Source organism: Vibrio sp. 1401, from assembly GCF_033340295.1.
This window is the reverse complement of the sequence record NZ_JAWOWF010000005.1, coordinates 107,509-124,742: the sequence shown is the minus strand read 5'-3', so window position 1 is coordinate 124,742 and position 17,234 is coordinate 107,509. Positions and strand designations below refer to the sequence as shown.

Genomic DNA, 17,234 nt, shown 5'->3' with positions numbered 1-17,234 from the left:
CATAGGATATTCGCTGCAATCTTCCTCAATTTATGGTTAGAATCTTCCACAACAGCAACACAAATAACGACGAATATAATGAAAATCGGACTCTTTTACGGCTCAACGACCTGCTACACCGAAATGGCAGCAGAGAAAATTCGTACCCTTATTGGTGAAGACCTTGTCGACATTCACAATGTGAAAGAGACACCGTTATCACTAATGGCGGACTACGACTTATTACTCCTTGGCATCTCAACTTGGGATTTTGGTGAAATTCAAGAAGATTGGAACGCGATTTGGCAAGACATCGCGACCACACCACTGAAAGGCAAAGTTGTAGCGCTGTTTGGTCTGGGTGACCAAGAAGGTTACGGAGAGTGGTATTTAGATGCGATGGGCTTACTTCACGATGAATTGCAAGCCACAGGCGCAACCTTTATCGGTTACTGGCCAAATGAAGGCTACGAATTTGAAGCATCGAAAGCATTGATCGAAGATGGCAGCAAGTTTGTTGGACTTGCGTTAGATGAAGACTCACAGTACGAACTGAGTGATGAACGCATCGAAAAATGGTGTGAACAAGTTCTTGTGGAATTCCACGACACGCTTTAATAGCGCAAACACGTCATCATTAAAAAGTAAAAAGCCCGATGAAGTAATTCATCGGGCTTTTTATTATCTTGATAACGCGAAGTGATTACGCGGTTTCTTGTGCTAGCTCTGGGCGAGGTTTCGCGATGAAGAACATGCACACGATAGCCGCAAATGTTGGAAGCACCCAACCCATGCCGACTTCGAATAATGGCAACATGTTAAACGCAGAAACATCAATACCCGATACTTTTGCCGCATCAACCAACGCAAACAGCAGAGATACAAGCAGTACTGCACGGTAAGCAAAGCGTGGATTCGGCAGTTTGCTGCGCACAAATGTTAGTGCAACCAACGCAATCGCCACAGGGTACAGCGCAAACAATACTGGCACTGACAGAGAAATCAGCTGCGCAAGACCAACGTTTGCAACCAATGCACAAACAGAACCATTAATCAGTACCCATTGCTTGTATGACAGTGGTGTTTTCGAGCTGAAGAAATCTGAACACGCAGAAATCAAGCCAATCGCGGTTGTCAGACACGCTAGCAATACGATGACAGACAGAACGATTTGACCGTATGGACCAAACAACGCTTGAACGTATTGGCTAAGCACTAGGCCACCATTATCAGCACCAGCAGCAACCGTTGCACTCGTCGCACCTAAGTAAAATAGTGAGATGTAAACAAACGCAAGACCAGCAGCAGCAATACAACCTGCATAGATCAGATATTTAGTAGTTGCAGAGCGCTCAGTAATGCCTTTACCGCGCAGTGCATCAACCATCAGCATGCCAAACATCAATGACGCGAACGTATCCATTGTGTTGTAGCCTTCTAAGAAGCCTTTGGTCAGAGGCTGCGTTAGGTATTCACCGTGCGCGCCAATCATATCGCCCTGAGGATCAAGGAAGACAGCGACAGCAAGAATGATCAAACCAACGAACAATGCTGGTGTCAGTACTTTACCGATGAGATCGATCAAACGGCCTTGGAACCATGAGAACATCATTGCTGCGATAAAGAAGATCACTGAGAACGCTGTCAGATGCGTTTGTGACGCCTCAAGGAAGAAAGGTTTCACCGCCATCTCGTAAGCCACTAGGCCAGTACGAGGCGCTGCAAACGCAGGACCAATGATGATGAAAATCAGTGCAGCCATAAGAACTGCCGCTTTTTTCGGAAGATCTTGCGTCAAGTGATCCCAAGAACCACCAGCAACAGCAATAGCAACGATAGTAATAAGAGGTAGACCTACCGCTGTTAGCAAGAAACCAAACATAGCTGGCATTAAGTTTTCACCCGCTAACTGACCCGCTAGAGGTGGAAAGATAATATTGCCCGCACCTAAAAAGAACGCAAATAGCATAAAGCCTACTGCGATAATATCTGTTAGTTTTAACGTCTGCTTCACAGATAACCCTTGTCTTTTAATTAATGAATGTTGTGTATGCTTAGACCACTTTTTGTATACCTAAAGTCAATAAGTACACGTGGTTCAATCTATAAAATTTTCGCCGCATAATGACGAAAGACTCATCATTTGGCAACCTTTAAGAAAAAAACACCATATTAATTTAGTTTTCAAACTTAAAAGCAGTGGATATAACCAGATCCAAATAACAGACCAGTTCTTTATCTCGATCAATTAACAATACAATTTAATAACCAACAAAACAACAATCTATACAATTAATAAACAATAGAGCAATCCACTTAATTATTGAGCAAATATAAAACAATCATGAAGAACAAAAAACTGAAAACTAAAGGCTTCAATTTTAAGCAATTTTGTATTGAGGGCGGCGAGAGTGGTATGCCAGTCAGCACAGATGGGGTAATGCTTGGTGCTTGGATTCAAAGCCCTAACGACGCTAAAATTCTCGATATTGGCACTGGCACTGGCTTGCTTGCCCTGATGTGTGCTCAACGCTTTACAGAAGCTCAAATAACCGCGGTCGATATCGAATTAACAGCCGTTGCTGCCGCGCAAAAAAATATGGCCCAGTCTCCTTGGTCAGATCGTGTAAGTGTGCATCACACCGACATACTGCACTTTACGCCGACACATCCATTCCAACGCATCATTTGTAACCCGCCCTACTTCAACAGCGGCGAGCAATCGAAACACAGTCAACGTGCAACCGCGAGGCACACTGATACGCTAGGCCATAACGCATTGCTACAGCGTTGCTATCATTTGCTTGATGACGAAGGGAGAGCTAGTTTTGTGTTGCCAATCACCGAAGGCGAGCAGTTCATTGAGCTAGCATTAAACCAAAGTTGGTATCTATCGCGGATCTGTCGTGTGCAACCATCAGAAAAGAAACCAGTACACCGACTGTTATTTGAACTGTCAAAACGACCTTGCGATTTGCAGACGTCACATTTAATTATCCGTTCAAATGACGGCTATAGTGATGATTTCATACAGTTAACTCGCGAGTTTTATCTTAAGATGTGAAATAACATGTGATCCTTATCACCAATCACTTTATAATGTGCGACCTTTTTGTATTCTATGCTGTTGTGGCGAACCATTAACCAAGCTTTGCTTGTGGAGAACTCATTGTGATCAGAACCTTTGCTGAACTTGATCTAGACCAAAACCTACTTGAAGCCATTGAAGAGATGGGTTACGAACGCCCAACAAAAATTCAGGCAGAAGCGATTCCACAAGCGTTGGACGGTCGTGACATTCTAGCGTCAGCGCCAACAGGAACTGGTAAAACGGCCGCCTTCGTCCTGCCAGCATTGCAATACTTGCAAGACTTCCCTCGTCGTAAGCCTGGGCCTGCGCGTATTTTGATCCTAACGCCTACTCGCGAACTGGCGATGCAAATTGCCGATCAAGCACGTGCTTTGGCAAAAAATACCAAACTCAACATTTTCACCATCACTGGTGGTGTTCAGTACCAAGAGCACGCCGACATCCTTGCAACAACACAAGACATTGTGGTTGCGACACCTGGCCGTTTAAAAGAATACATTGATGCAGAACGCTTTGATTGTCGTGCAATCGAATGGTTAATCCTTGATGAAGCAGACCGTATGCTAGATATGGGTTTTGCTCCTACTGTCGATCGCCTATCTAACGAATGTCGCTGGCGTAAGCAAACCCTTCTGTTCTCAGCAACGTTAGAAGGGAAAGGCGTAGAAGGCTTTACCGCTGATCTGTTGAATGACCCAGCAGAGATTGATGCAAAATCGCCGCTGCGTGAGCGTAAGAAAATTGCTCAGTGGTACCACCGAGCTGATGATGCTGAACACAAACTGGAATTACTAAAACACATTATTACTCAGCAAGCTGAGCGCACTATCGTCTTTTTAAAGACTCGTGAGCGTTTGGCTGAGCTACGAGCGCAGCTTGAAAGTGCACAGATTCCATGTTCTTGGATTCAAGGTGAAATGCCGCAAGATCGTCGTAACAATGCGATTTCTCGCTTCCGCGATGGAACTGTGAACGTGCTGCTCGCGACGGACGTTGCTGCGCGTGGTATCGATCTTCCGGATGTATCACACGTTATCAACTACGACATGCCGCGCACGGCTGATGTTTACCTTCACCGTATCGGCCGTACGGCTCGCGCAGGTAAGAAAGGTAACGCTATCTCAATCGTAGAAGCACACGACCAACCAATGATGGATCGCGTTGCACGTTATGTGAAAGAAGACATCAAAGAGCGTTTCGTGAAAGAGATGCGTCCTAAACACAAAAAGCCTGTGTTTAAGAAGAAAAAGAAAAAAGACGACAAGAAAAAAGTAGCGAAAAAGAAAACCGCTAAGAAGAAGTAATCTTGTTGGGGCCAAGTAGCTCAAGCTAGAAAATAACAAAGGGTTGGCAATGCCAACCCTTTTTCGTTTGTGCTGATAGAGATTAACGTAGACTACGTCTCAATCAGCTTTATTTTTGCTCTTCGCGTTTAAATACTAACTCTGTTGGCGTCGATTCATCTTCCACAAAGTAGTAACCCACCGTATCAAACTTAGTCAGGTCTGCAACGCTCTCAACACGGTTTTCAATGATGTAACGCGCCATCATACCGCGCGCTTTCTTCGCGTAAAAACTGATGACCTTGTATTGACCATTCTTACAATCTTTGAATACTGGCGTGATCACTTGCGCATCTAAATTCTTTGGCTTAACCGCTTTAAAGTATTCATTTGATGCAAGGTTGATAAGGACATTATCACCTTGAGCAGAAATCGCTTCGTTAAGCTTGTCCGTAATAACATTGCCCCAAAACTGGTACAAGTTCGTACCTTTGTCGTTTGCAAGCTTGGTACCCATTTCAAGACGGTATGGCTGCATCAAATCAAGTGGTTTTAGTAAACCATAAAGACCCGATAGCATACGCAGATGATCTTGAGCATATTCGAAGTCCGCTTCAGATAAACTTTCGGCGTCTAGCCCTGTGTAAACGTCACCTTTAAATGCAAGAATGGCTTGTCGTGAGTTTTCAGTGGTAAACGTTTCACTCCACTCTTGGAATCGACCTACATTTAAATCGGCAATCTTGTCGCTCACTTTCATTAAAGAGGCAACATCAGCAGGAGTCAGTTTGCGGCAAACATCGATAAGCTCTTTTGAGTATTCGACCAACTCAGGTTGAGTAAATTTTTCTGTCGCTAACGGAGACTCGTAATCAAGAGTCTTCGCTGGAGAAACTACGATAAGCATGACTTTCCCTTCTCTAATTTTGTTTTTAATAGGGTACAAAAAAAGCCATGCATTGTCTGCATGGCTTTTTACATCGTACTAATAGCTTTCAACTATGAGTGATAGCTCACTTAGTCTTTTTTATCGTTGTACCAAATGCCTTCTTCAAGCTGAGATTTCAGCTCTGGGAAATCATTCGCATCAAATGTTGGCACTTTGCCTTCACCAAGCTGGCGGTTGTAATCTTTGGCCAGTTTAATCACGATGCCAGATAGCAAGATGATAGCCACTAAGTTAACTATCGCCATCAGACCCATAGAGACATCAGCAAGCGACCATACGACTGGTAATGAAGCTAGTGCACCAAACATCACCATACCAAGAACAATAACGCGGAAAATGCTTAAGCCCGCTTTATGATTGTGCTCTAGGAAGATTAAGTTCGTTTCAGCATACGAGTAGTTTGCAATGATTGAAGTAAACGCAAAGAAGAAGATTGCCACAGCAACAAAGATGCCGCCCCAATCGCCAACTTGTGAGCTCAATGCACGCTGAGTTAGCTCGATACCCGTCACTTCTGTTGCTTGACCGACATACTCACCAGACATCAGGATGATAGCCACTGTTGCAGAACAGATAACGATCGTATCCATGAACACGCCTAGCATCTGTACGTAACCTTGAGACGCTGGGTGTGGTGGGTAAGGTGTTGCTGAAGCTGCCGCGTTAGGTGCAGAACCCATACCTGCTTCATTCGAGAATAGACCGCGCTTGATACCGTTAATCATTGCCTGTGCAATTGCGTAGCCAAGACCACCTGCTGCTGCTTCTTGCAGACCAAATGCACTCTTAAAGATAAGCATCAATACATCAGGTAATTTCTCTAGGTTAGAGAACATGATGAACAGCGCTAGAGCTAGATAAAGTAGTGCCATGATCGGAACGATCATCTCAGCAACTCTTGCGATACGCTTGATGCCACCAAAAATAACAATTGCAGACAGTAAAACAACGGCAATACCGACATACAGATTATTCCAACCAAATGCGTTGCTCATTGCATTGGCAATTGAGTTAGCTTGTACGGCGTTGAATACCAAACCAAAAGCGATGATTAGGAAAACTGAGAACAACACGCCCATCCAACGCATGCCCAGGCCTTTTTCCATGTAGTAGGCAGGGCCACCACGGTAGTTGCCATCATCATCTTTGGTTTTGTATAGCTGCGCCAGTGTGCTCTCAGCAAACGATGTTGCCATACCAAGCATTGCAATCAGCCACATCCAGAAGATCGCACCAGGACCACCCGCAGTCAATGCAACTGCAACGCCCGCCATGTTACCTGTACCAACACGTGCAGCAAGACTAGTACAAAGCGCTTGGAAAGAGGAAATACCAGCTTTGTCTGCTTTACGGCTGTTCTTAAGAACAGAGAACATGTGGCCGAAATGGCGGAACTGAATGAACCCTAATCGAACGGTGAAGTAAATACCAACACCAACAAGAAGATAAACCAGAATCGAGCCCCAGAGGAGATCGTTCATCAAATTGATTAAGTCTGTCATGTGTACCTCAAAGTGAGTTGCGCCAGTCTATGCGTCCTAGCCATCCACCAAATTGCCTGCTAAGTGTCAAAGTGTGCTTAGCTTTTTAAGTAATGTTTATGGGCAATCTAGAATCGTAAACGTCGCTTCATGCATCCATTTTACGTACCAGCGTATTTTTTGACGGGCGGATAATGCAACCTAGGAGCGCAAAAATCAATATGCAACAACAAGAATAACATTGTTATTTTTCACTATAAAGTCACCAAAAAATAACATAAATAGAAGACTTAACACTCAAACTGCGCAACATTTCAATTACCAAACGCCAACATAAATAATTATTCTTCATTAAATGGAATGGTAAACCGTATAAACAAGAACAAGCTAGTATTCACAAGGTGTTACATAAATTTACGCTAGTGACTTACCATCTAATTGAACACTATTCCATCAAACTGATTTTATGCAACTTTAACCTTTGCGCAGTGCACCCATTCATCAAATCGAATTAACATAGAAAATCTCTCTATTTAATCGTTTTCTTGAGATCGTTTGTGCATTTTTTATCCACATCGTTGCAATAAAAAGTGTGATTTTGAGAATATTTTTGCACGAAAATGTCATGCTACCGACACAAATGCGAAATATATCATGGTTATTCTCACGGCTATTGTGGTACTTAAAAAACTCCACAAGGACTGGTTACAACAGTTTAGCTTAAGAAAGGTAAAGGTGGCTTATGGAAGGCTTTCAACTAGATGACATTTTTAATCTGGATACTACCTCAACAACCAAATCTCGTGCCAAACCAGTAAAGCGAAAGTGGCGTGAAATAGAAGAGATGAACGACAGACGCAATTTGCTTAAAGAGCTGCGCGAACTTGATGTCTGTACCGATTATAACTTGGAAGACATTAAACTCTAATTCAAACAAAAGGCACCTTACGGGTGCCTTTTGTTTTTTGTTTACAGTGACCGTAAACACCGTGAGTTTATGTACCAAGGTTTAAGTATGAATACCATTATTACTCAATGAGAATCTTCCGTACTTTTTGCCGAAAAATATGCACACGAAATTTTCGGTTGATTCCCAATAAATAAGAAATGTATCTCACAAACCCGAGATACGACTTTCGCTCGCTCAGGTTTCATCATTCAGTCTTAAACATACTCAGTATCACTTTGACGAACACGTTCGGCCAACTGCTTATAACGATCAGCAATCGTGTCACCAAACACAGGGTCATCCTCACTGACGCTCCATAAGCTCTCGACATGCTGCCAATCTTCTGTGGTAAATAACTCTTCAATGAGAGGCAAAATTTTTCGCTCTTCTAGCTCCAAGTGGTGCCTTTGCGATTCTATGAAATCTTCTAGGTGAGCGACAAACATGTCTTGTGGCACAACAGCATCCTGAAGGATCATCTCTATCACGGATGAAAACTCTCTGGTTTTACTCGCTAACTCTAGATGTTCTTTCTCTAAATTTTCCATGGTTTGTTGCTTACCATAGTGTTCAAGAAAGTGGTGATAGAGGATATCTTCTTTCGGGTGGTGTACTTTCTCCGAATGATTAGAGAGGTAATCAACAATCTCGCTTACTAACGCATAGTTGATTACACGTTCTTTTTTTATCTCATTAAGCTTATGGCGCAGTATCGCCAACAGACGAACCATATAACCATGTTCGCGTCGAATTCTTTCGATCATCATAGCGTCTCTCCTTAACACCTACTTTTAGTAAGTGTACATGAGAAATTTACTATCAGCCTCGAGCGTGCTCAAAAAAACAGCGATCATAGCATCCATGATCGCTGTCTCTTCATTTATACCGTTAATGGCAAATGCCAGTTAATTGGTGCTTTTTCTTGTGATGTAAGCAACTGGTTTGCTTGAGAGAAATGCTTACAACCGAAAAAGCCTCGATGTGCCGATAACGGCGATGGATGCGGTGCTGCCAAGACATGGTGTTTATTGCGATCGATAAAACGACCTTTCTTCTGTGCATGTGAACCCCACAGCAGGAACACTACACCTTCTTGATGCTGATTAATGGCTTCAATCACTCGATCAGTAAACGTTTCCCAACCTGTCTTTGAATGTGAATGCGCTTTACCTTGCTCCACCGTTAATACCGTATTGAGTAACAATACGCCTTGTTCAGCCCAGCTTTGCAAAAAACCATGCTGAGGGATTTGGAAACCTTCAATATCTTGCGCCAGCTCTTTATACATATTAACCAGTGACGGTGGCGTTTTAATGCCAGGAAGTACAGAGAAACACAGGCCATGCGCCTGATTTGGGCCGTGGTATGGGTCTTGTCCTAGAATCACGACCTTAACGTCTTTGAACTCGGTAAAACGAAACGCGTTAAAGACATCTTTTGCGGGAGGAAAAATAGCTTTGCCTGCGGCGCGTTCGGCTTCAACAAAATTCAAGGTGTCTACAAAGTAGCTCTGCTTTTTCTCTTCGCCGATCACATCGTGCCAAGTGGGTGACTGATTCATGGAAAGTTCCTGTCCTAAATTTTGCTTCTATTCTAACGAGCGAAACTCAAACAAACAAAAACTTACCACGAACTTGAGACAAGTAATAAAAGACTAATGCTTCTGTGGCGTTCGAAAATGCCCCTGTCCGGTAATGTGACGATTAGGCATCGGTAAGCGAAGCACACGACGAGTGTAAGTATAAGGAGTAAAAGAGAATGGTCGAGACATGTTGGCATCCTTCTTTGCTAATTCAGAGATTGATGTTCAGTGACTAAGAAAGAAAGGTGCCAACTTTGTGGTTACGCTATTAACTGTCAATGGCCGCTAAATGGAATTGACGCAACGTGTTGATCTCTTGCTGCCAAATATCTGGATCAATTGTTTCTAAAATCAGAGGGATACCATCAAAACGAGGGTCTTTCGCGATGTACTCAAAGCAATCCCACCCGATCTCTCCTTTACCAAGAGAATGGTGGCGATCTACTTTGCTGGCAAACTCTACTTTTGAATCATTTAGATGCATTGCTCTTAAATAGTGCATACCTACAATACGGTCGAACTCTGCAAAGGTGCGCTCGCAATCTTCTTTTGTACGTAAGTCATAACCAGCAGTAAAGGTATGGCAGGTATCAATACAAACGCCGACACGATCTTTATCTTCCACTTGCTCGATGATTTCAGCTAGGTGCTCAAACTTCCAGCCTAAGTTAGTGCCTTGACCTGCCGTATTCTCGATAACAGCGATCACATTCGGCACCGCTTTATGCGCAAGATTGATCGACTCGGCGATCGTCGCGAGACACTCCTGTTCAGAGACTTTCTTTAGGTGACTACCCGGATGGAAGTTAAGCAAAGTCAGCCCCAACTGATTACAACGCTCCATTTCATCAATAAATGCCGCGCGGGATTTATTCAGCTTTTCTTCTTCCGGCGCACCCAAGTTAATCAGATAAGAATCATGGGGAAGAATATGCTCTGCTCCGAAACCCAGCATTTTACAGTTCGCTTTAAACGCACTGATGGTTTTTGCTTCTAAAGGCTTCGCCACCCACTGGCGTTGGTTTTTTGTAAATAGTGCGAAGGCATTCGCGCCAATTTCACGAGCTCTCAACGGAGCTTGATCGACCCCACCAGCAGCAGAGACATGTGCACCAATGAGTTTATTCCCAAGCTTGTTTTTCATGTTTGTCATTTAATCACTTTAGACTTTCAGTATTGCTACCTAAATACAGATAGTTGCGTTAACCAGTTTAAACTTTAATCTCAATTTATAGTAAATTTACAACAAAACCAGTTATTAAATATTTTTTATATTCTCAAATAAATTGTAATTAGTTTGTTTTCAAAGGTTTTATTGATTTAACTCAATAAAATCACCTTAATAAAAATAATGTTTTTGGTTGTTTTTTGACTTAAATCAATATTAAAATAGTGGATATTAGCTATATAATACTCAGCTCAACGAAAATTCGAAAATTAACACCAATAATCACCACGTAAGTGGTCTAGGAGATAGTGATGATCCAAGGTATCCAAATTACAAAAGCGGCAAACGACGACCTACTAAACTCTATCTGGCTATTAGATAGCGAAAAAAATGAAGCTCGCTGTGTTGCTGCAACTGCTGGCTACGAAGCAGACCAAGTTATCGCAATCAGCGACCTAGGTGAATACGAAAGCCGTGAAGTTGCAATCGAAACTGCTCCTCGTATCGAAGGCGGCCAACACCTAAACGTGAACGTGCTTAAACGCGAAACACTAGAAGATGCAGTTGCACACCCAGAGAAATACCCACAACTAACTATTCGTGTTTCTGGTTACGCAGTACGTTTTAACTCGCTAACTCCAGAGCAACAACGTGATGTAATCGCTCGTACTTTTACTGAGACTCTATAATCTCTCAGTAAACTAGCTCGCTAGAATTTAAAAAGCTTGGTCTGCAATGACCAAGCTTTTTTTGTTTCAGAATCCTTCTAAACCCTTTCTATAATGGAAAGCAACTCGCCTCTAAGGTGCATTTCTTTGCGAAGGATCTTTCTGAAACGCTTGCGCTAAAGAGGTTGGATCACGCCTATCTCTTTGCAGTGACGCCCCTTCAGCCCACCAAATCAATTGATGCATAGTGCGATTCATATAGTTATCCCACTGCGTCTGCTCCGACTCATCCTCAGCAACGCCCTGTTCATCAAACACTTCTTGCGCTTTCGGAATGTGGATCATCGCAGAGACAGGTAGACATCCAAGTTCAGATAAGAAGGTACGCATAGAAACGGCAGCTCTAACACCACCCCATTGTCCGGCAGAATAGGTCACGATAGCACTCGGCTTGTAAGAAAACAGCGAACTGCCGAAATGGTTAAGCGTGTTCGCCAGAGCAGGACTCATCGAATGGTTATATTCCGGGCTAACCATCACATACCCATCCGCATGTTTGATTTTATCTGCCAACTCACTTAGGTGCTGCGGAACTTTAGAGCGGTGATAAGCAAACTCGGGCTTAAACACATCACCAAAGTCGTAATTCAAAGGGTCGATGATTTCGACCGTATGTTGCGAATGTTGACTCGCGATGAGTTTTTCACACGCTTTACTGACTCGCATTCCTAAACGGGCTGGTCGTGGTGGCGTGCTGTTTCTCACTGAGCCAAGAAAAATCAAAAAATGCATGCTTCTCTTTCCATCTCATTTAGTTAAGTTCGTTTCTCAATAATAAAGAGAGTCAAAACTTACCGACAATAAAAAAGGTGAATGATTACTCATTCACCTCTCGTTATTTCTGTTTTGATACTTACTATACTTTGAAGCTTATTGCACGCGGCGCAGTACTTGTTTCAATGCGTCAAAGTCTGCGTCGAGATCTTCCGATAGCAGCTCCATCGCAGCGTGCTTCGCTAGTGGTGCAGGAAGGTCGATATCGGATTCTAGAATATCATCCACCACTTCTTTGAACTTCGCAGGGTGAGCAGTACATAGGAACAGACCGGTTTCACCGTCTTGCAGTTGCTCTTCAAGAACGCGGTAAGCAATCGCACCGTGCGGTTCGCATAGATAGCCTAGAGCATGTAAGTCTTTCACTGACTGTGCGCTTTGCTCATCAGATACTGCACCTTTACCTAGCGTCTCCAAGCCCCACTCTTTCACACGGCATAGCTCTTCGATACGAGGCCAGTTGTTTGGTTGGCTCACGTCCATCGCGTTCGATGTCGTTGCTACTGTTGGTTTTGGCTCCCACTTACCTGTTTCTAGGTAGCGAGGAACCGTGTCATTGGCATTAGTTGCCGCGATAAAGCGTTTGATAGGCAAGCCCAGCGCTTTTGCCAGTAGACCAGCAGTTAGGTTACCGAAGTTACCGCTTGGTACTGATACCACTAGGTTTTCACGCTCTTGCTTGCTCATTTGCGCAGCTGCTTCAAAGTAGTAACAGATTTGCGCCATCAAACGGCTGATGTTGATTGAGTTTGCAGAGTTCAGACCGATCTCTTCACGCAGTGCAGAATCATCAAAAGCTTGCTTAACCAGTGCCTGACACGCATCGAAGTCTCCATCGATCGCGACAGTGTGAATGTTTTTACCAAGCGTACAGAATAGCTTCTCTTGCAGTGGGCTGATCTTACCTTTCGGGTAAAGAATCACAACGTTGATGTCTTCCATACCGTAGAAAGCATGCGCAACGGCTGCGCCAGTATCGCCAGAAGTTGCAGTCAGAATGGTGATCTTGCCACCGTCCGAAACGGCTGCAAGAGATTGCGCCATAAAGCGACCACCAAAGTCTTTAAATGCAAGCGTTGGGCCATGGAACAGTTCCAGAGCGTAAACACCGTCTTTGACCTGATTAATTGGCGCAGGGAATTGGAATGCAGCATCAACAAGAGCATTCACTTGCTCCTCTGTAAGTTCATCTCCAATTAACGCCGATAGAATCTTAGTGCTACGAGAGACAAAGTCTTCTGCAAGCAGCGCATCGATATCTTCAAATTTTGGTAATTCCGATGGGAAAAATAGGCCTTGATTGCGACCTAACCCTTGGCGAACGGCTTGGCCAAAGGAAACTTGTTCATCATTTTCTTTTATATTGTAAAGCTTCATAGCTCACTTCCTGTTACTTTCGAACCCTGCTTATCTAGACGACAAACGTGGACGAATCCTTCTTCGTTTTGTACGTAGTTTTGTTCTAACCAGCGAGCAACTCGCTCAGCGACATCTTTCTCTTTGCAAATACTGAACAGTGTCGGACCACTGCCAGAAATACCGGTTGCCAATGCACCCGCAGACGCTGCGTATTGACGTGCATTCGCAAAACCTGGAAGCAGTTTCTCACGATACGGTTCTGCGATCACGTCTTTGATCATTTTTGCAGCAAGTTCTGGCTGACCAGAATGACACGCATGAATAAAGCCCGCAAGGTGGCGACCATGAGCGATGATATCTTGTCGGCGGTATTGAGATGGTAGGATCTCACGCGCTTCCGCCGTTGATACCTTGATACCCGGATACGCCATCACCCAGTACCAATCATCAAAACAAGGCACTTTTTGACTGATGATACCAAGCTCTTCAAGCATCAACTGGACACCACCAAGGTAACACGGCGCGACGTTATCGTAGTGAATACCACCAGAGATTTTGCCTTCCATTTCCCCCATCAGTGCTAGCAGCTCAGTCTCATTCAGCGGTTGACCATGGAATCGGTTTAAAGCATCCAGCGCCGCCACGATAGAACATGCACTTGAGCCTAAACCTGAGCCTATTGGCATGTTCTTTTCTAGCGTCATTTCAAGTGGTTTTAGCTCAACACCTTTTTTATCTAGCTCGCGAGAAAACACGAGCCAACAGTCGTAGACGATGTTCTCTTTTGGTTCAGTTGGCAATTTCTCAACAAAATCACCCGCCGTTTTAAGGCTGAACGGATCAGCCCCAGATTTCACCAATACACGGTCACCCAATAGTGTGCCATCCACTGGAGACACGGCAGCCCCCAGCACATCAAAGCCAACGCTTACATTACCAATTGATGCTGGGGCATAAACCACTACATCCATATCACTTGAACTCATTATTGTTATACCCCTAGTTTCCAACCTAAAGTACGCATCACGTCAGAAAATACACCCGCAGCCGTTACTTCGGTGCCTGCACCATAGCCACGTAACACTAGTGGGATTGGCTGATAGTAACGGCTGTAAAATGCCAGTGCGTTTTCACCGTCCTTGATTTTATACATTGGATCGTTTTCATCCACCGCTGCGATGCTTACTGTGCACTTGCCCTCATTAATCTCACCAACGTAGCGCAGTACTTTGCCTTCTTCCGCTGCCTTTGCAGATAATTCTTTAAAGTAGGCGTCTGCTTCAGGTAAACGCGCCATAAATTCATCAACGCTACCAGAATCATCAAAACCTGGTGGCAGTGCTTGATCAACCACAACGTCTTCTAGTTCTAGAGACATGCCTGCTTCACGAGCCAGGATCAGAAGCTTACGCGCGACATCCATACCAGAAAGATCATCACGAGGATCCGGTTCAGTAAAACCATTTTCTTTTGCGATATTAGTTGCTTCACTTAGGCTCATACCTTCATCTAACTTACCGAAGATGTATGACAGAGAGCCAGAAAGAATACCGCTGAAGCGCTCTAGCTCATCGCCCGCTGAGATTAGGTTTTGCAGGTTTTCGATTACCGGTAGACCCGCCCCCACAGTTGTTTCGTACATCAGCTTGCGACGAGAGCTGCGCGCAACATCGCGAAGCTGATGGTAGTAAGCCATGCTTGCTGTGTTTGCTTTTTTATTTGGTGTAACGACATGGAAACCAGCAGCTAAGAAATCAGCGTATTGATTCGCGATATCTTCACTTGATGTACAGTCAACCAATACTGGGTTGATGATGTGGTTACGTTGAACCAAAGAAATCAAACGCGCTAGGCTGAACTCTTCTGTCGCTGCCGACATACGATCACGCCAATGATCGAGTGGAAGACCTTCACTATCAAGCAGAAGACCTTTGCTGTTTGCCAAGCCACACACGCGGATCACGATGCCTTTTTCCGCAAGCTTCGCCTGTTGACGCTCGATCTGATCCACCAGCTCACCACCAACGCCACCAATACCAACCACGAATACGTCTAAGAAGTGCTTAGAGTTGAATAGGTTTTCGTGACACGCTTTGATCGCTTCAGAGATTTTATCTTCAGGAATCACGGCTGAGATAGCACGCTCAGATGAGCCCTGTGCGATGGCTACAATGTTTACGTTCACTTCAGCAAGAGATGAGAAGAAGCGAGATGCAACACCGCGCGATGTACGCATGCCGTCACCAACCAACGTTATGATTGAAACATTATCAATAAACTCGACCGGCTCTAATAAGCTATCTTTCAGTTCCAACTCAAACGCATCGGCCAGTACTTGTTGCGCTTTTGCTTTATCTTCTGCCTCAATACAGAAGCTAATGCTGTACTCAGAAGAAGACTGAGTAATAAGAACAATAGACACACCAGCGGAAGACATTGCGCCGAACACGCGGCTTGCCATGCCAACCATACCCTTCATACCTGGGCCGGAGACGTTAACCATAGTTAGGTCGTTTAGCGTCGTGATACCTTTGATCGCCAGATTGTCTTCACCAGTGTCTTGCCCAATCAGAGTTCCTGCACCTTGTGGGTTAAAGCTGTTTTTGATCAGACATGGGATGTGGAACTGCGCGATAGGAGCAATGGTCTTCGGATGCAAAACGGAAGCACCGAAGTAAGAAAGCTCCATTGCTTCTTGGTAGCTAAGAGATTTAAGTAAGCGAGCATCTTCCACTAAACGAGGGTCGCAGTTGTATACACCGTCTACGTCAGTCCAGATCTCACAACAATCTGCGCGCAGACACGCCGCAAGAACCGCCGCCGAATAATCAGAGCCATTGCGACCAAGTGTTACCAATTCACCTTTCTCGTTACCTGCGGTAAAGCCAGGCATGATGTTCACATGACCTTGAGGAAGAGGATTCTGGCGGAAGTTCTGAGTCGAAACTTCAACATCGACCATGGCTTCAAGGTGATCACCTTTTGCGTATAGGTATTCAACTGGGTCGATAAGATGTGCAGGCTGGCCTTTGGCTTCTAACACCGCTTTCATCAATTGAATCGAAACGCGTTCGCCTTTGCTAATAATACGTGCATTAACATTGTTTGGGCACATGCCAAGAAGATTGATGCCATGAACGAATTGGCGTAATTGAGAGAGAGAAGTTTTCACTTGGTTATCGAAAGCTGAACCATCGATATTGGGTAGTACTGCTTGGACTTGAGTGAAGAGCGTTTTAAACGACTCCTCCAACTCTTTGATTTGTAGTTCTGCTTCACCATTGCGCAATGCGCCTTCAATGACCGCAACCAATTTGTTTGTTGTTTTACCAGGAGCGGAAAGAACAACCGCCACTTCTTCTTGTTGAGCGTTATTGGCAATAATGTCTGCCGCTCTCAAAAAGCGATCTGCATCAGCTAGTGATGATCCGCCAAACTTCAATACTCGCATCCCTTCCTCCGGTATATCTTCTTAAATTTGTCTAAATTCTGGATAAAAAAGCATAAAAAAAGGCCTGTATCTTGTTGGATACAGGCCTTTTTTGTGAATTTCTTTCGCTCAGCAGCCTGCCCCAACATGTGTCGTGTCGGTAATAATAATGGTCGTGGTCATTACTACTAGGCTGTTAGATGGCATAAATAAATATTCAACGTTAATTGTGTTTGCTTAACTCTACGTTTACCGAGTTTCTGATACATAGTCAACAAAAAATTGTTTGTTTTTCCATCTTTCAGAGAATTCTGCTAAGCAATGTCATTGATATTTATAGTTAATTACACATTATTGATCATTTAAAAATCTACAGTTAGTTTTTGTAAAGGACTTAACCATCATCACCAGTTCGGTTTTTTATCTAATAACTAGTCTGATCTTTGCCATAAAACGTACGA

The 17,234-nt window shown here is 44.0% G+C and carries 16 protein-coding genes and 1 other annotated feature; of the genes, 5 read left to right on the top strand and 11 right to left on the bottom strand.

The annotated features are described in order from the left end of the window. Positions 1-78: 78 nt before the first annotated feature. Positions 79-597 (top strand): flavodoxin FldB, encoded by a 519-nt coding sequence (gene fldB / locus R7Z77_RS04630; protein WP_005381790.1) that lies wholly within the window; start codon positions 79-81, stop codon positions 595-597. Between the two features lie 85 nt (positions 598-682). On the opposite strand, the gene brnQ is transcribed toward fldB, so the two are convergent. After that, positions 683-1,993: a branched-chain amino acid transport system II carrier protein gene (gene brnQ, locus R7Z77_RS04625; protein ID WP_005381792.1), complete on the bottom strand. Its 1,311-nt coding sequence runs from the start codon at positions 1,991-1,993 to the stop codon at positions 683-685. 330 nt (positions 1,994-2,323) lie between these two features. Between brnQ and R7Z77_RS04620 the strand changes: the two genes are divergently transcribed. Together R7Z77_RS04620 and srmB are read left to right on the top strand one after the other, a co-directional pair. Next, positions 2,324-3,043, top strand: a complete 720-nt coding sequence (locus tag R7Z77_RS04620; RefSeq protein ID WP_017635070.1) for a tRNA1(Val) (adenine(37)-N6)-methyltransferase — start codon at positions 2,324-2,326, stop codon at positions 3,041-3,043. 107 nt (positions 3,044-3,150) lie between these two features. Continuing rightward, the gene (srmB, locus tag R7Z77_RS04615; RefSeq protein WP_005381797.1) at positions 3,151-4,374 is read left to right on the top strand and encodes an ATP-dependent RNA helicase SrmB; all 1,224 of its coding nucleotides are present in this window, start codon (positions 3,151-3,153) and stop codon (positions 4,372-4,374) included. Positions 4,375-4,483: 109 nt separating this feature from the next. Here srmB and yaaA read toward each other — a convergent pair whose 3' ends face one another. After that, a complete protein-coding gene (gene yaaA / locus R7Z77_RS04610; RefSeq protein WP_017821506.1) occupies positions 4,484-5,260 on the bottom strand; it encodes a peroxide stress protein YaaA in 777 nt (258 codons plus the stop codon). A 110-nt stretch (positions 5,261-5,370) separates the two neighbouring features. Further along, a complete protein-coding gene (locus R7Z77_RS04605) occupies positions 5,371-6,804 on the bottom strand; it encodes an alanine/glycine:cation symporter family protein (protein ID WP_005381800.1) in 1,434 nt (477 codons plus the stop codon). Between the two features lie 721 nt (positions 6,805-7,525). Between R7Z77_RS04605 and R7Z77_RS04600 the strand changes: the two genes are divergently transcribed. Continuing rightward, the gene (locus R7Z77_RS04600) at positions 7,526-7,711 is read left to right on the top strand and encodes a DUF3545 family protein (RefSeq protein ID WP_005381805.1); all 186 of its coding nucleotides are present in this window, start codon (positions 7,526-7,528) and stop codon (positions 7,709-7,711) included. A gap of 236 nt (positions 7,712-7,947) precedes the next feature. Here the strand turns inward: R7Z77_RS04600 and R7Z77_RS04595 are convergent, their stop codons facing one another. The 3 genes from R7Z77_RS04595 to nfo form a co-directional block, all read right to left on the bottom strand. Further along, on the bottom strand, positions 7,948-8,499 hold the full coding sequence (locus tag R7Z77_RS04595) for a hemerythrin domain-containing protein (RefSeq protein ID WP_005381807.1): 552 nt from the start codon (positions 8,497-8,499) through the stop codon (positions 7,948-7,950). Positions 8,500-8,612: 113 nt separating this feature from the next. Beyond that, positions 8,613-9,293: a uracil-DNA glycosylase gene (gene ung, locus R7Z77_RS04590; protein WP_005382846.1), complete on the bottom strand. Its 681-nt coding sequence runs from the start codon at positions 9,291-9,293 to the stop codon at positions 8,613-8,615. Positions 9,294-9,582: 289 nt separating this feature from the next. Further along, on the bottom strand, positions 9,583-10,467 hold the full coding sequence (nfo, locus tag R7Z77_RS04585) for a deoxyribonuclease IV (RefSeq protein ID WP_017821508.1): 885 nt from the start codon (positions 10,465-10,467) through the stop codon (positions 9,583-9,585). A gap of 326 nt (positions 10,468-10,793) precedes the next feature. Here nfo and grcA point away from each other — a divergent pair, with 326 nt between their 5' ends. Then, on the top strand, positions 10,794-11,171 hold the full coding sequence (gene grcA / locus R7Z77_RS04580; protein WP_005381814.1) for an autonomous glycyl radical cofactor GrcA: 378 nt from the start codon (positions 10,794-10,796) through the stop codon (positions 11,169-11,171). Between the two features lie 111 nt (positions 11,172-11,282). On the opposite strand, the gene R7Z77_RS04575 is transcribed toward grcA, so the two are convergent. The 5 genes from R7Z77_RS04575 to thrL form a co-directional block, all read right to left on the bottom strand. Continuing rightward, the gene (locus R7Z77_RS04575; RefSeq protein WP_054578519.1) at positions 11,283-11,942 is read right to left on the bottom strand and encodes an NADPH-dependent FMN reductase; all 660 of its coding nucleotides are present in this window, start codon (positions 11,940-11,942) and stop codon (positions 11,283-11,285) included. A 138-nt stretch (positions 11,943-12,080) separates the two neighbouring features. Then, positions 12,081-13,361: a threonine synthase gene (gene thrC, locus R7Z77_RS04570; protein WP_213915919.1), complete on the bottom strand. Its 1,281-nt coding sequence runs from the start codon at positions 13,359-13,361 to the stop codon at positions 12,081-12,083. Further along, positions 13,358-14,314: a homoserine kinase gene (gene thrB / locus R7Z77_RS04565; RefSeq protein WP_206959440.1), complete on the bottom strand. Its 957-nt coding sequence runs from the start codon at positions 14,312-14,314 to the stop codon at positions 13,358-13,360. The genes thrC and thrB overlap by 4 nt, the downstream gene beginning before the upstream one ends. A 20-nt stretch (positions 14,315-14,334) precedes the next feature. Further along, the gene (gene thrA / locus R7Z77_RS04560; RefSeq protein ID WP_017821509.1) at positions 14,335-16,794 is read right to left on the bottom strand and encodes a bifunctional aspartate kinase/homoserine dehydrogenase I; all 2,460 of its coding nucleotides are present in this window, start codon (positions 16,792-16,794) and stop codon (positions 14,335-14,337) included. A gap of 53 nt (positions 16,795-16,847) precedes the next feature. Beyond that, positions 16,848-16,967, bottom strand: a sequence feature (Thr leader region). Continuing rightward, a complete protein-coding gene (thrL, locus tag R7Z77_RS04555) occupies positions 16,903-16,980 on the bottom strand; it encodes a thr operon leader peptide (protein WP_074192076.1) in 78 nt (25 codons plus the stop codon). It overlaps the preceding feature by 65 nt. Positions 16,981-17,234: the final 254 nt, after the last annotated feature.

Coding starts and splice junctions, on each gene's coding strand:
- R7Z77_RS04575 (WP_054578519.1), bottom strand. CDS start 11,942: ATGCATTTTTTGATTTTTCTTGGCTCAGTGAGAAACAGCACGCCACCA.
- ung (WP_005382846.1), bottom strand. CDS start 9,293: ATGAATCAGTCACCCACTTGGCACGATGTGATCGGCGAAGAGAAAAAG.
- R7Z77_RS04605 (WP_005381800.1), bottom strand. CDS start 6,804: ATGACAGACTTAATCAATTTGATGAACGATCTCCTCTGGGGCTCGATT.
- nfo (WP_017821508.1), bottom strand. CDS start 10,467: ATGACAAACATGAAAAACAAGCTTGGGAATAAACTCATTGGTGCACAT.
- thrB (WP_206959440.1), bottom strand. CDS start 14,314: ATGGATGTAGTGGTTTATGCCCCAGCATCAATTGGTAATGTAAGCGTT.
- R7Z77_RS04595 (WP_005381807.1), bottom strand. CDS start 8,499: ATGATGATCGAAAGAATTCGACGCGAACATGGTTATATGGTTCGTCTG.
- thrA (WP_017821509.1), bottom strand. CDS start 16,794: ATGCGAGTATTGAAGTTTGGCGGATCATCACTAGCTGATGCAGATCGC.
- thrC (WP_213915919.1), bottom strand. CDS start 13,361: ATGAAGCTTTACAATATAAAAGAAAATGATGAACAAGTTTCCTTTGGC.
- grcA (WP_005381814.1), top strand. CDS start 10,794: ATGATCCAAGGTATCCAAATTACAAAAGCGGCAAACGACGACCTACTA.
- fldB (WP_005381790.1), top strand. CDS start 79: ATGAAAATCGGACTCTTTTACGGCTCAACGACCTGCTACACCGAAATG.
- R7Z77_RS04600 (WP_005381805.1), top strand. CDS start 7,526: ATGGAAGGCTTTCAACTAGATGACATTTTTAATCTGGATACTACCTCA.
- thrL (WP_074192076.1), bottom strand. CDS start 16,980: ATGCCATCTAACAGCCTAGTAGTAATGACCACGACCATTATTATTACC.
- R7Z77_RS04620 (WP_017635070.1), top strand. CDS start 2,324: ATGAAGAACAAAAAACTGAAAACTAAAGGCTTCAATTTTAAGCAATTT.
- yaaA (WP_017821506.1), bottom strand. CDS start 5,260: ATGCTTATCGTAGTTTCTCCAGCGAAGACTCTTGATTACGAGTCTCCG.